General features: G+C 62.1%; 11 protein-coding genes. 2 read left to right on the top strand and 9 right to left on the bottom strand.

Going from position 1 to position 14,620, the window contains the following annotated elements:
* Positions 1–18 precede the first annotated feature (18 nt).
* From EK373_RS12970 to hmpA, 7 genes are all read right to left on the bottom strand, one after another.
* Complete coding sequence (locus EK373_RS12970; RefSeq protein ID WP_157994345.1) at positions 19–714, bottom strand: DUF1223 domain-containing protein; 696 nt, start codon at positions 712–714, stop codon at positions 19–21.
* A 27-nt stretch (positions 715–741) separates the two neighbouring features.
* On the bottom strand, positions 742–1,320 hold the full coding sequence (locus EK373_RS12965) for a sugar transferase (RefSeq protein WP_198683258.1): 579 nt from the start codon (positions 1,318–1,320) through the stop codon (positions 742–744).
* A gap of 26 nt (positions 1,321–1,346) precedes the next feature.
* Positions 1,347–2,870, bottom strand: a complete 1,524-nt coding sequence (locus EK373_RS12960) for a B12-binding domain-containing radical SAM protein (RefSeq protein ID WP_157994344.1) — start codon at positions 2,868–2,870, stop codon at positions 1,347–1,349.
* A 16-nt stretch (positions 2,871–2,886) separates the two neighbouring features.
* Positions 2,887–3,594, bottom strand: a complete 708-nt coding sequence (gene uppS / locus EK373_RS12955) for a polyprenyl diphosphate synthase (RefSeq protein WP_129643048.1) — start codon at positions 3,592–3,594, stop codon at positions 2,887–2,889.
* 39 nt (positions 3,595–3,633) lie between these two features.
* Entirely contained in the window at positions 3,634–4,020 is a 387-nt protein-coding gene (locus EK373_RS12950) for a winged helix-turn-helix domain-containing protein (protein ID WP_129643047.1), read from the bottom strand.
* Positions 4,010–4,600, bottom strand: coding sequence for a hypothetical protein (locus EK373_RS12945; RefSeq protein ID WP_129643046.1), 591 nt, complete (start codon positions 4,598–4,600; stop codon positions 4,010–4,012). The genes EK373_RS12950 and EK373_RS12945 overlap by 11 nt, the downstream gene beginning before the upstream one ends.
* 168 nt (positions 4,601–4,768) lie before the next feature.
* Positions 4,769–5,938: an NO-inducible flavohemoprotein gene (gene hmpA / locus EK373_RS12940; RefSeq protein ID WP_129643045.1), complete on the bottom strand. Its 1,170-nt coding sequence runs from the start codon at positions 5,936–5,938 to the stop codon at positions 4,769–4,771.
* A gap of 152 nt (positions 5,939–6,090) precedes the next feature.
* Here hmpA and norR point away from each other — a divergent pair, with 152 nt between their 5' ends.
* Entirely contained in the window at positions 6,091–7,638 is a 1,548-nt protein-coding gene (gene norR, locus EK373_RS12935; protein ID WP_129643044.1) for a nitric oxide reductase transcriptional regulator NorR, read from the top strand.
* Positions 7,639–8,047: 409 nt separating this feature from the next.
* Here norR and EK373_RS12925 read toward each other — a convergent pair whose 3' ends face one another.
* Together EK373_RS12925 and EK373_RS12920 are read right to left on the bottom strand one after the other, a co-directional pair.
* Positions 8,048–11,050: a DUF748 domain-containing protein gene (locus tag EK373_RS12925; protein WP_198683257.1), complete on the bottom strand. Its 3,003-nt coding sequence runs from the start codon at positions 11,048–11,050 to the stop codon at positions 8,048–8,050.
* 108 nt (positions 11,051–11,158) lie between these two features.
* A complete protein-coding gene (locus EK373_RS12920; RefSeq protein ID WP_129643041.1) occupies positions 11,159–12,469 on the bottom strand; it encodes a gluconate:H+ symporter in 1,311 nt (436 codons plus the stop codon).
* A 216-nt stretch (positions 12,470–12,685) separates the two neighbouring features.
* Here EK373_RS12920 and EK373_RS12915 point away from each other — a divergent pair, with 216 nt between their 5' ends.
* Complete coding sequence (locus EK373_RS12915) at positions 12,686–14,575, top strand: endo-1,4-beta-xylanase (RefSeq protein WP_129643040.1); 1,890 nt, start codon at positions 12,686–12,688, stop codon at positions 14,573–14,575.
* Positions 14,576–14,620 lie beyond the last annotated feature (45 nt).

The raw sequence follows: 14,620 nt of genomic DNA, 5'->3' as shown, positions 1-14,620 counted from the left end.
CTGAGAGGTTGTTCCGACTCAGTGCAAAGTGAAGGACGCTGCGCCCGCGACCGCACCTTGATTTTTTCTTTGCAGGATCACGGCCACCGCGCTCGCATCGCGTGGCAGCTCCGCCAGCGGCGTGACCATTCGCTGTGGCCTGCCGTTCCAGGTGCCGAGCTTCTGGAACGAACGCACCACGTTGAAATGCTTGAGCGTGCGATGCGCGTTCTCGCCGCCGTCGATCCGGGCTGTCGCTTCCTTCAAATAGCTGACCAGAAACACGTCCATGGATTCGCGCCAGGCTTCGAGGAAGTAGATGTGCAGACTGTTGCCTTCCTTCGACAGCGACATTCGCAGCGCATCCCGATCGCCGGCAACCGCCTTTTCCACAGCGGTGCGATTCGACCCCACCAGGCTGGTGTCGCCGCTGACGACGATCTGCGGCGTGAAGGCGCCGGATTTCTCGAGGCGCCGTACGTAGCCACGCTGTCGTTGCGTGGCCTCAGGAAGGGAGAACCGATCCTGCCAGCCCCGGTCATCCCAGTAGTCGACGTGATAGGCCAGCGCGATGACGCCGGGACGCCTGGCGAGCTCACCTATTAATACATCCGCCGGCGGACACGAGCTGCAGCCCTGCGACGTAAACAGCTCCACGACGACGGGTTGCGCAATTGCGACCGCCGACACTACGAGGCCGAGCAACACTAGCCACGCTCTAACTATGCTTCTCACGAATCGGATTCCGTGATCCCCTGCCGCTCACTCAACGCTCGATGCGGGCGCCTTGTTGCATACGGCCGCACGGCGGAATCCTGACACGGATCGCAGCCAGAGGCGAACGGTGGATTTGCCCACGATATTGATCAGGAAGGACAGTCCGATGATCCAGATATCGAGCAGCGCGCTCTGCCGCCGCAAATAAAGACGATCCAGGCGCGCGCTGTGTCGGCCACTGCGCCCGCCCCCAATTTGTGCGATCCCCGTGATGCCCGGTTTGCCGGCAAATCGCCAGTTGTGGCGATCAGACGACCAATCGAGCCGCACGATGTCCTCGGCCGTCAGCGGACGCGGGCCGACGATACTCATCTCACCGCGCAAAACATTCACGAACTGCAGCAACTCATCCAATCCAGTGTTGCGAAGCCAGCGGCCAACGCGGGTTACCGCGCCACGCTCCATGGTGCGAAACTTGAGAATGCGAAACGTCCGGCGCGCCAGACCGATTCGGGTTTGGGTGAAGAAGGGCGAATGGCGATCCTCCAACCAGATCGCCAGCGCGATGATTGCAACGGCCGGCGCAAACCCAATGCAAGCCAGGAGCGCGAACGCCACGTCCACGGCGCGTTTGCCCCGGTACGCGGTCATCACACACCAGGGCTCACGTATTGGCTGGCTCGCTGCGCAGTCGGAGCCGCGTCATACAGGGTATTTCGTGCCAATCTCGATCGGAACTTCAAATGGCGCCGTCGCGAGTGCTCGATGAGGGGGCGCCACATCGCGCCCGTCAGTCGATGTTTGATTAGTAGATGCCAGATGCGATTCGAGCGCTTGTACAGATAACTCATGGCCAGATACGACAGCACTGCACGCGGATCTTCCGGCCGACGCCGCCAGATCGAGGCGTGCGAGAACAATCGGTCGTAGCACCACGCGTAACCGCGATCGAGCTCCTCGGCACTCATGTGCTTCGGCTGAAACACGACGTGCGCGGTGTCGTACTTGTCCCAATCCCGATGCAGGATGCGCGCTTCCGTTTCCAGCTGTCGAAAAAAAGGCGTTCCCGGATACGGCGTCAGGATATGAAACGTGGCGCACTCGAGCCGGTTCGCCTCGATCCACTCCACCGTCCGCTCGAACACATCGGGGCGGTCATGATCGAAACCGAGCACGAAGCTGCCGTTGACCTGGATTCCATATCGATGCAGTAACGCGACTCGCCGCGCATAATCGTCCGGCGCCGGCGAGCGTTTGCGCGCATCGCTCAGATTGCCCGCATTGAGCGACTCGAAACCGACGAACACGCCCGTGCAGCCCGCCAGCGCCATCTCCCGAACGAGCGATGGATCGTCTGTCACATCGATGGTGACCGCCGCGCTCCAGATGATTCCAAGCGGCTTCAAGGCGGCGCACAGACGCTTTAGATAATCCGGCCGCGATCCAAGATTGTTGTCGACGAAGACCGTGTACGGCTGACCGTCGGCTGCGATCTCATCGACCACCTGCTCCACATCGCGCATCCGATAAGGCATGTGCAGGCCATCGGTCGCGAGATAACAAAAGCCGCAACGATTGTGACAGCCGCGAGTGGCGATCACGCTGGTCGTCGTGAGAAAGGACTCGCGCGGCAACACGCGACGACGAGGCGCTGGATCGAGGCGATACGCCCGTGCGTAGTTCGCCGTGTAGCGCGGTCGCAAGGCGTCCCGTTCGATATCCTTCAGAATCTGCGGCCAAAGCTGCACACCGTCGCCAATCGCAATGGCATGCGCGTGCGAGGCCGCTTCGTCAGGGCACGACAGCACATGCAAGCCACCAAGAACAACTATCGAGCCTTGCATTCGATACCACCGCGCCAACTCGTAAGCGCGCTTCGCGAATGTGAGATGCACCGTGATCCCAACGACGTGCGGCACCGGCTCGCGCGGCGGCGGGCCCTGGAGCAAATTCTCGTCCCAGTAACGAATCTCCCAATGGTCGGGCGTCGCGCCCGCAATGCTCGTCAGCGCCAAGGTCGGTGTCAGAACGTGTTTGCCGTAACTGGCGCGCGGATCCTTGGCGTAAAACGGATTGATGAGCAGCGCGAAGTTCCGCCGAGGCGTCGCTTTCGTCATCGGCATCGGCAGCTCCGGCGCAATGGCCATTTCCGCCGGCACAGGCGTCGTGCGCATGCGAACTGCTGCAAAGTCAGCCATGTTGAACCCTCACGGAATCCGTCGTGCCGATCGCTCCAAAGCGTCGATCTCTGCGCGAGAACTCGGCCAGCGCCGCTTCGAAGTCTTGCTCATCGAAGTCCGGCCACAATCGCGACACGAAATGCAGCTCTGCGTAGGCACACTCCCATAACATGAAGTCGCTCATGCGCCGCTCGCCGCCGGTGCGAATCAACAAGTCCACTTCGCTGACTGGAATGGCATGGTCGACCGCCGCCAACTGCCGCGCGAAGCGTTGCAGATCGATCGAGACCGGCACGTGCAGTGAGTGACACACCTGCATCAAACTCCACTGCGCGGAGTAGTCGATCGCGATCCGCAAAGTCATTCGAGTGCAATGCTTCGTGGCTTGCTCCGCCTCCTCGATGAGCGAGAGCAGTCGCGGATCGAGGCGGTCGCGCCGCCCGATGACGTTGAGCCGGATCGACTGTTCGACGCAGCGACTGGTCTGATCTTTCAAATAAATGCGGAACAATCGAAACAATCCGCGCACTTCGGGCAGCGGACGTTGCCAGTTCGCCTGCGAGAACGCGTACAGCGTTAGAGCAGCGATGCCGCTGCGCGCTGCCGCTGTGACCACGCGATCGACGGCCTGCGCTCCGGCACGATGCCCCGCGGTTCGCGGCAAGCCGCGCTGAGTTGCCCAGCGCCCATTGCCATCCATGATGATTGCCACATGCATTGTCGAGTACTCTACGTTGCAGAGTGAATGGACCAAAGATCAGCCGCGGGTCGCGCGAATGACCGCCTCCACATGATCGAGGTAACGATTCAGCGCAGCCCTGCCCTGCTCGGTGATCTGATAAGCAGTGCGCGGCCGCCGATCCTCGAACGATTTGGTGCACGTCAGATAGCCCGCATCCTCGAGCTTGCGAGCATGCCCGCCCAGATTGCCGTCGCTGATGTTGAACAGGTTCTTGAGCTCGTTGAACGTCATTTCTTCGCGGACCGCCAGCGCACTCATGATGCCGAGCCGGACGCGCTCATAGATCAGACGCTCGAACTTCGACTCGCCATCGTCGCGGGTCGTCGAGGCCACCGTCGCTAGCTTGCGCTGTTGATGTGCGCTCGCGGTGGCGGGAGTACGCACTTTGACTTTAGTGGCCATGGGCGCCTCGTGCGATCAGAAAGCCGAAAGTGATGTGCAAACCGCCGAAGCCGAGGCCGAGCAGCGGAATCTGCAACTGCGCCGGAGTCACGAGCGCAAGCAGACCCAACGCAACGAAACATCCGCCCATCCACCGCACGATCACCTTGGTGAACACGCCCGCTGAAATCAGCGCACAGCCATACAACAGCAACCAGATTCCCGGCGCAGCGCCGAGGTAGTTCGCTTGCCACAACACGGCGGTCATCACCGCACCGGCGAACAAACTCGGCATCAGCCCCAGCAAAAGCTTGCGCCCTGGCTTACCGCTGCCGATGAACGAAACCAACGACGCCGACCGAGTCATCAACGATGCACCCGCAAGCGCGGCGATAGGAGCAGCGACCAACCAGATAGCGAGCCAATGGGACGCGAGATTCGGAATCAGCGATAACGCCGTCGCAGCCAAACCAACGGCGCCCATGGCGATGCCTGCCGATCCCGGCACCGCCACACTGCCGGCCGCATCCATCGATTCGCGGATATAGCGCAGCGTCGCCATCGCATGGCTATCGAGATTGACGGTTTTAGCTGGCGGCATGGGTGTGCCTCGTGGTGCCAGCCGCCAAGTTACGGGCCGGTCCTCATGCCGTCAAGTACTCTGCGATGCAGAGTTTATGATCGATTGTGGCAGCGTCCGTGCTGGCATTTTGCCGGTCAACCGGGAACAGCGTCGCGAGGAGCCATCCCTGGCTACGCGATCTCTCGACTATTCCAACGCTTCCATCGGGCCGAAGAATTCGAAACGGATGCGCTCGGCCGCGACGCGCAGGTCACGCAGCATCCGGTTGACGTGCACCATGAATGGCTTGGGGCCCAGGAAATAGATATCCGCGTCAGCGGGCGCGTATCGCTGCAGGATCTCGGGGGTCACAAAGCCACGATAGTGAGGCTCGTCGCCGGGCAGCGGCTCGCTATAGATATAAACGTGCCGCAGATTTGGATGTTCGGTCGCCAGCGAGTCGACGCGCTTGCGGAACGCATGGACAGCGCTGTTGAGCGCGGCGTGTACGTACACGACCTGTCGGCCTTCGGCCAATGCGCGATCCAGCATCGGCAACGCCGGCGTTTGGCCGACGCCTGCGGTCAGCAGCACGACCGGCTTGGAATTCTGCGCCAGAGTGAACTCGCCCGCAGGAGCAAACGCGTCGAGCTCGAATCCTTCCTGCACCCGATCGTGCAGATAGTTCGATACCAAGCCGCCGGGCTCGCGCTTCACGGAGATCCGATATGTCTTGCCGTTCGGTGCGTCGGACAGGCTGTAATTGCGCTGAACCGTCGTGCCATCGATGTCCAGCCGGAGTCCCAGATACTGTCCGGGCGTGAAGTCCATCAACGGACCGCTATCGACCGGAGCCAGCCAGAACGAAGTGATGACCTCGCTTTCGAACGCTCGTCGCACCACACGCAGGCGACGCGTGCCACGCCAGCCGCCGGTGAGCTCCGCCTTACGGCGATATTCCTTTTCTTCGGCTGCGATCAACAGATTGGCAAGCTGCCAGTAAGCCGCAGTCCACGCCGCCCCGATCTCGGGCGTAACAGCATCGCCCAACACGCGACCGATGGCTTCGAGCAGGCACTCGCCCACGATCTGATACTGCGGCGGAGTAATGTTCAACGAGACATGTTTCTGCACGATCCGCTCGACGGCGGCGCCCAGCGCACCGAGATTGTCGATGTTGCTGGCGTAGGCGACGACGGCGTTGGCGAGCGCACGCGGCTGCGATCCGCCGTGCTGGTGCGCCTGGTTGAAAACCTCGCGCACTTCGGGATAACGCTCGAACATCAACGGATAGAAGACGCTGGTGATGCGCTCGGCGTGCTGAGCGACTACCGGGGCAGTGGCCTTGATGATGGCGGTCTGGTCTGGCGTAAGCATTGAACCTCTGTCGAATCGACCTCGATGGAACACTTCTGATGGAGCAATGTCCGTGCCAGATCACAACTCATTGATTCGTCGACGCCCGGAGCGATGTCGAGTCAAAATGACACCAGCAGCTCCCGAGTCGGTATGACATCATTCGAGTCATTATGACGACGCCGATGACTGCCGCCTGCGAGCGGGTACTGCGCGAGGCGCTGCAGGGGAATCCCTCCCCACCCTGGCAGCTCTGGCTGGAAGCACTGACCGAAGCCACGCACGCCGATTCGTGCTCGATACTCCAACTTCGCGGCGCCGACCTGGTGCCGCTCGCCGTTCACGGCCTGAGTCCAGATGCGCTGGGCCGTCGTTTTCCAGTGGTCGAGCATCCCCGTCTGCAAGCCATCATGCGCAGCGCCGATGTGCTTCGCTTCCCTGCCACGAGCCCGCTGCCCGATCCATTCGACGGCCTCATTCCCAATGCCGCCGATCGTCTGCACGTGCACGATTGCGCCGGCGTGCCGATCAAAGGCACAAGCGGACCGCTTGGAGTGTTGACCATCGACGCCTTGCGACGAGGCACCTTCAATCAGAAATCGCTCGACGCGCTTCGCACCTGCGCGAATCTCGCCGGCGCGTGTCTCGAAATCATCGAGCGCTTGTCACGCATGCAAGACGCGATGGAGCGGCAGAACCTGGTCAGCAGCGCGCTGCTCGAAGAATTGCGACCGGATCAGCAGTTCATCGGCCGTAGCGCGCCGATTCGCGCGCTGCTCAAGGAAATCGACACCGTCGCGAGCAGCGACCTGACGGTGTTGATCACTGGAGAAACCGGTACCGGCAAGGAGTTGGTGGCACGCGCGATTCACTATGGCTCTCCTCGCAACGACCGGCCGCTGATCTCGGTGAACTGCGCCGCGCTGCCTGAATCGCTGGTGGAAAGCGAGCTGTTCGGCCACGTCGCCGGCGCATTCTCGGGCGCAACGTCGAACCGTCGCGGCAAGTTCGAGATCGCCGACGGCGGCACGCTGTTCCTCGATGAGATCGGCGAGCTGCCGATGACGGTGCAGCCCAAGCTGTTGCGCATATTGCAGAGTGGCGAGATTCAACGCGTCGGCTCGGATGCGAATATCAAAGTGAACGTCCGCATCGTCGCCGCGACCAATCGCGACCTCGCCGAAGAAGTTCGCGCCGGCCGCTTTCGGGCCGATCTGTATCACCGCATCAGCATCTATCCGGTGCAAGTGCCGCCACTGCGACAGCGCGGACGTGACATTTTGCTGCTGGCGGGCAACGCGCTGGAGCGCAATCGTGCGAGCCTGCACCTCAGAGGCTTGCGATTGGCCCCCGCTTCACAGCAGGCGTTGCTGTCAGCGAGCTGGCCCGGCAACGTGCGCGAGCTCGAACACACGATCAGCCGTGCGGCATTGAAGGCAGCTGCGGGTGGCGCCGGCAGCGATCGCATCGTGACGATCGAGCCGCTCCACCTGGATCTCGCCAAACCTCGTCTCGAACAAGCGGCGCTCGTGCCCGAGCAGGAAGAACCCGTCGACACCGGGGGACTCACTCTCGCACAAGCGTCGGCGAAGTTTCAGCGCAGTCTGATCGAGCGGGCCCTCGCCGCTCAGCAAGGAAATTGGGCCGCAGCCGCGCGCGATCTGGGATTGGATCGCGGCAATCTGCGCCGCCTCGCCAAGCGCCTGGGCGTCGGCCACTGAGCATCTCATCCGATTCCAATCGGCGGGCAGCATATTTGACGACCGCCGCGCCGCTCGCGCCTCTATCCTCGAAGCTCGAATTCCGATATCCGCAGGGTGAGCAGTGGCCGTAGTCGAATTAGAAGGCGCGGAAACCGGTCAGAACGCGGTGGCGACGCCGAAATTGACCCAGCCGCAATGATGCGCTGGGGCACGCTGACGCTGCTCGCGCTGGCGGCCTGATCGCGTTTGTCGATCGCATCAACACCTCCTCCGCGCTCGCCGTCGAGCCATTCAAGGACCACTTCGCGCTGTCCAACCCCGACGCTGATCTTCGGCTTTCGCGTGCTGGGCGCGGCGACGGTTCTGTTGGTATTGCGGCCGGAGTGGGCGCCGAAGGTTCCGGACGCTTCTGCCAAGGGCTCAGAGACTACTCCAACTTCAACTCCATCCTGACCTGCTCGGACTGCGTTTTCCCTTCGCTGCGCTCGGCCGTGATGAAGACGCGCTCGGGACTCAGCTCGGTGTTGGCGAGCAGCGTGTCTTGCACGGCGCGGGCGCGCTTCTGAGCGAGCGCCGTCAAGGCCGCATCGTCGGGCTTGAAGCGGTCGAGCAGTGACTGATCGAGGAATTTCAGGCGCGCGTCGACGTCGATGCCCTTCTCGCTCTGCGTCTCGGGCGGATAAGCCGGGGCGGACTTAGCTACTTCCTTGTAGACCTTCTCCAGCACCGCCATTCTCTGACGTTTCGCAGCGTCGTTGTTCGGCGGCTCGGCCGATGTATCGGGCGGCAATTTTTCTTTCAACGCAGCGCGAGCGATCGCTTCACTGTCCTGCGCCGAAACGACAGTCAGCGGCACGCTGAGCTTCAACTGCGGTCGCTCGATCAGGGCGCTGGCGAGCTTGTTCAACTTCTCTGTTTGCGCTACCGGCAGCTCTGCCTTGCCGGCGTCGAAATCCACGAACTGCATTTCTTCACCGCCACCGATCAGAGCACCTAGCGCGGCGAACGGTGCGGTGACGATCTTGGTCAGCAGGTTCAGCACCGCTTTCCAGATAATCGGGCCGAGCCGGAACTCCGGATCGTCGAGCGTGCCGCTCACCGGCAGGTTGAGATCGATGATGCCCTGACGATCCTTCAGCAACGCCACAGCGAGCTTCAACGGAATCGGCGCGGCGTCTTTCGAATCGGTCTTGTCGCCGAACTCCAGGTTGTCGATGACGATGTGATGGGACGCGTCCAGCTTGCGATCCTGCACCAGGTATTTCAGCTCGGTCGACAGCTTGCCCTTGCTGATGTTGTAGCCGGCGAACTTGCCCGAGTAGGGATTGAACGTGGTCAGCTCCATGTTTCGGAAGTTCATCGCGAGGTCCGTGTACACGGCGGCGGACAGCAGATTCACTTCGCCGCCGATGTCGACCGGAGCGTATTTGTCGACCTTGCCGTCGAGCTTCACTTTGGCGCGAGAGCTTGGATCGCTCGAGAGGCCGGTGACGGTGCCGTTGAGCTCCAGAATGCCGGTGGCGAACGAGGGTTCGATGGAGTAGTCGGCGAAGTTGGCGGAGCCGTCGATGAACTGAATCGATTTGATGCGGACGGGGAACATGGGCTCGGACGCCTGCTTGGTGTCGCCGGCTTCCCGCGCGCTCTGAGCTGTCTCTGGCTGCTCGGTTTTGGACGGCTGCGTGTCGGGCGTCGATGTCCCCGGCGGACTCAACACCTTCGTCACATTCAGCGTCGTGTCCTGTGCGATGACCACCTTTCCGTACGGCTGCCTCGCGACGATGCGGTTGATATCGAGCTTGTCCGGGTTCATCGAGAAGTCGATGCCGGTCACGCTGAGGCTGCGCCACTTGACGAAGTCCTCGTTCACCAGCTGATCCGTCGTGCGCAGATCCGCCACTCGAACCTCGCCCTTGAACTTCATCGGCGGCGCCGACTCCGGCTCCGCCGCATAGGAAACATCGCCTTTTGCGCCCAGCCGGCCCGAGTGCAGCGTCATCGCCGTCGCCTCGTTGAGATACGGCTGAATCGCCGGCAACTCGAAGTCTGTCAGCTCGACCGCCAGCTGCGCTGCCAGCGGCTCCAGCTGCACATCGCCTTTGCCGAGCAACTTAGCCTTCTTATCGATCGTGACATCCGCATCGACTTGCACCTTCGCCGACGCATCCGTGCTCCATCCATTGACCGTCAGTGCGATGGGCGAGAGATCGAACTTCGCGACTGGCTCAACGCTGCGATCCTCGGCAACAACGGTGGCCTCGCTCAGCTGAATCGTGTCCGCATGAACACGCCACTCGTCCGACTCACTCTGCGCATCTTCGGGCGCCGAATCTCCCGCTGCCGGCGCGGATGACGTTGCCGGAGTCGCCACTTGCGGGCTCGCACTCGACTCTTCGCCGAACAAGCGCATCAGGCTGATCGACCCATCGGGCTCGACAGCCACGTCGATGTGTGCACCTTTCACATCGATGCGCTTCATGCCGACATCCTGCTTCTCATAAGACAGCGCGATCTCGTGAATATCCACTTCCGGCAATGTCACCGGCGCGCTCTTCGCCTGGCGCTCCTTGACGGAAAGCTCGCGAACCTGCAGCAACGGCAAGGTCGCCTCAAATCCGAGCGCGGGCGTCATGGCCAAACGATAGTTGCCTGCAAGCGTCGCGCTGCCCGAGGCCAACTGAAACGGCAGCATGTCCTTGGCGTACGAATCGACGGTCGCGGCCTTGAGATCCTGCACCCGAAACCGCCCGCTCGATCCCAACGGCTGCACCGTGAACGCACCGACCCACTCCAATCGCTCGCCAGCGAGCGTGGAGCCGGAGAAGTCATAGGCGTTTTCGTAGTTGGCGTCGGTCTTGAAATTCGTAAGCGTGAATTTGATCGGCGCCACGACTGCGGTGAACGGCTGCGTGTGCGTGTTGTCCGTGAAGCCGATGCGACCGTCGCGAATGTCCAGCCTGTCGATGCGCACTCTCGGCAGCGAGGTCGGCTCCTCGGCGCTCTCCGCTTTCGACTCCGGAGCCAGCTTCGCGAGATTCACTGTGCCGTCCTTCGCGACGATCACATCGACGTCGGGCGCGGACAGCTCCACTTCTTTGAGCACGACCGCGCGCTGCCAGATCGAGGCAAGCTCCGCGTTGACATAAAGATGTCTGAAGCCGACGACGGGCGAGCCATCCGCCTCGCGCAAAGCGAGACCCGCGACACTGGCATCGAGAGCAAACGGATTGAAACGGATCTCGCCGACCGAAACTTGCCGGTGCATCTGCTCGGTGGCGTAGCTTTGCAATTGCGCGCGAGCAATTCGTGGGACTGCAAAGAAGCCGAACAGCGTGTAAATCAGCAGCAGCGCCGCGACGACGACGATCGCGACGAGGTGCAGCCGGATTAGCGCGACCAAGGGAGCGGCGAACCGCTTGACTGTGCTCATGGCCGGCATTTTCGCCGACACCGCCATGCAGCCGCCACCTTATCAGGGGCACCGGGTCCCCGGCGCCCCCAAGTCAATACGTCACGGGTGTTCGCTGCCGTGCCCGCTCTACAGCGCCGCGTTCAACAACAGTACGAAAACCAACCCCAGGCTGCCGACCAATGTTTCCATCATGGTCCAGGAACGGAACGTGTCGCGCAGGCTGACCTGGAAGTACTCCTTGAACATCCAGAACGCCGAGTCGTTGACGTGAGAGCACATCAAGCTGCCCGCGCCGACCGCGAGCACCATCAGATTCGCATCGACACCGCTGATCTGGATCAACGGCGCAACGATGCCCGCCGCCGTCAGGCCCGCCACCGTCGCCGAGCCGAGCGCAATCCGGATCGCGAAAGCCACCAGCCAGCCGAGCACCAGCGGATGAATGGGGGCGCTACCGAGCAAACTTCCCAACTCTGTGTTCACGCCGCTGTCGACGAATACCTGCTTCAGCGCGCCAGCGCCGCCGATGATGAGCAGGATGCCGGCGATGTCGCGAATGGCGTGCCCATAGCTTTCCATCAATTGCCAGAGCTTGCGTCCCCTCGAGACGCCGAGCGTGATCGAGCCCACGAACAGCGACACCAGCATCACGAGCATCGGATTGCCGAGGAAATCGATCAGCGTTCGGGTCGAAGCATCGAAGTTTCCGTAGCTGAGCAAGGTCGCGCCGCTGATCAACACCACCGGCAGCAGTGCGCAAGCGAAGCTGTTGAACGTGCCGGGCAACTGGTCATCGGTCAGCGTCGTCGGCTTGAACAGATCCAACGACCCGACCGCGATGCGCTTCAGACTGCGAGCGAACAATGGACCGGCAATGAGCAGCGTCGGCACGCTGATCACGCAACCGTACATCAGTGTCTTGCCCATGTCGGCGCCGAACTGTGCGACCAGCGCGGTCGGCGACGGGTGCGGCGGCAGAAAGCCATGAGCGATCGACAGGCCGGACAACATCGGAATGCCCACCAGCATCGGCGGCAGTTTGGAGCGATAGACCACCGAGAAGACCAGCGGCACCATCAGCACGAAGCCGACGTTGTAGAACAACGGAATGCCGACGATGAAGCCGGTGAGCGCCATCGCCAGCGGCACGCGCGACGGGCCGAACAAATTCATCAGCGCCTCGGCAATGCGCTGCGCGGCGCCGCTGTCTGCGATCAATTTGCCGAACATCGCGCCCAGGCAAATCACGATCGACAGCGAGCCGAGCATGTCGCCGATGCCGCGCTCGATGGTTCTTGGAATTTTCTCGATCGGCAGTCCGAGCACCAGCGCTGCGACCAGCGAGGTGACGATGAACGCCACGAAGGGCTGAACGCGCAGGATCGCGATCAACGCGATCAGCAGCGCGACGGCAAACACAACGCCGAGAATGGTCATGCGCCTGCGGCGCCTGTCTGATCGATGCGCAATGAGCCCCCGTTGCACGCGGCGGCAACCGACGTGCGGATCGATGTTTCTTGCAGGTGTTGGCCAGCGCAGCTGGCCCTTTGTGTACGCATGATGATACCGCTACCAGTCCTAGTCAATCGGTGTTAGCGTGGCTGCGCCGAAGAGCCCGATTCAACGCTACAAAACAAGCTTGGGGGATATGCCATGAGCATGGATCCGCGTGCGTTCCTTGGTGCGTTTGTAATCTTGGCCGTGCCGCTCACCGCGGCGGCACAGACCGAGCCAATCATCGTCGAAGCGGAATCAGCCAGCATCAGCTCTGCCTATAGTGTCGGCGCCACCGAAGGCGCCACCTACGTCACCATCGTCAACGATTCGCCCGGCTTCGGGCCGCCCGCGACCGCCGACGGTGCGCTCACCTACTCCGTCACGTTTCCAGCAGCGGGGAATTATGACTTGTACGCGCGCTTCCGGGTCGGTCCCGGCGGCGGCAGCGACGACAGCTTCTATGTCGGCAACGGCTTTGGCAACAAGGTCGGCACCGGCGAATGGGTGCTGATCAATCAAGTCGACGGCGGCGGCTTCACGGCACCGGCCGACACGGTTCGCAATGGCGGTCCGGCGACCACTGGTGTGTTCAAGTGGTTCAGGATCACGGGCTTCGCCGGGCCCGCGACCTGGTCTGTGCCGGCCGACAATCTCACGCAGACTTTTTCGGTCGGCGGCCGCGAGACCGGCAACTTCATCGACAAGTTCGCGTTCGGCCGGCAAGGCTCGTGGTACACGGTGAACAATCTGGACACCGGCTCCGCCGCGACCGGCACGCCGCCGCCTCCACCTCCGCCACCCTATACGCCGCCTGGTCCGCCGATCGCCACGGGCAAGTCGAAGTTCCTGGGCAGCGCCCACAGTCCGGCGCAGACAGCCAACTTTGCCGCGTATTGGAATCAAGTGACGCCGGAGAACGGCGGTAAGTGGGCCTCGGTGGAAGGCACCCGCGATGTGATGAACTGGACGCAGGCGGATGCGGCTTATCAAATGGCGCGCACCAATGGCTTCATCTTCAAATGGCACGTGCTGTTCTGGGGCAATCAGCAGCCGGAGTGGCTGCAGAATCTGCCGCCGGCCGAGCAACTCGAAGAAATTCGCGAGTGGCTGGCCGCCATTGCCGAGCGCTATCCCGATCTCGAGCAAATCGAAGTCGTGAACGAGCCGTTGCACGATCCGCCGCTCACACCAGCGAACACTCCGCCGGGCCAGTCCTGCGGCGGCTGTGGCAATTATTACGAAGCACTCGGCGGCGCAGGCGCAACCGGCTGGGATTGGATCATCACTGCGTTCACGCTGGCGCGCGAATATTTCCCGAACGCCAAGCTGATGCTCAATGACTACAGCATCGTCAACGATCGGAGCGCGACGGAAACCTACATCGGCATCATCAAGCTGTTGAAGGCCCGCAGATTGATCGATCTGGTCGGCATCCAGGGCCATGCGTTCTCGACCACCGAGGCCGCCCCGATGCCGAACCTGCGCGCCAATCTCGACTATCTGGCGGGCAAGACCCGGCTGCCGATCTACGTGACCGAGCTCGACATCGACGGCAACGACGATCCCGTGCAACTCGCGGGCTACCAGAAAATCTTTCCGGTGTTCTGGGAGCACCCGGCCGTGCGCGGCATTACGTTGTGGGGCTATCGCCCCGGCCACTGGCGAACAGCACAAGGCGCATGGCTGACTTATGAGAACGGCGCCGAACGTCCGGCAATGCAGTGGCTGCAACGTTACGTTCAGAACGAGCGCGCTGAGATTCCGGTTCAGTTCTTCTCGGTCCCCAAGAAGGCGGCCGAGGGAACGGTCGTCGGTACGGCGATAGCGACGGATGCCGACGCGGGCACCACGTTCTCGCAGTGGCAAACGGAACATTGTAGCGCCGCAGGCATATTCGCGATCGACCCGGACACCGGCGCGATCACCGTTGCCGATGCCGCTGCCTTCCGCGCTGTGAAGAAGGGAACAACTCTGAAATTGTTCCTGTCCGTCTGGGATGGCTATCGACGCAGTGAGACCGGTGTAGTCTTCATCGTAGTCAGATAACTGTTGCCCTTGCAGGGCCGGCCGCGCCGGTCGGCCCTGTTTCGT

Source organism: Peristeroidobacter agariperforans (assembly GCF_004138335.1).
GTDB classification, from domain to species: Bacteria; Pseudomonadota; Gammaproteobacteria; order Steroidobacterales; family Steroidobacteraceae; genus Steroidobacter; species Steroidobacter agariperforans.
Note: the sequence above shows the minus strand (reverse complement) of the source record. Positions and strands in the feature narration are given on the sequence as shown.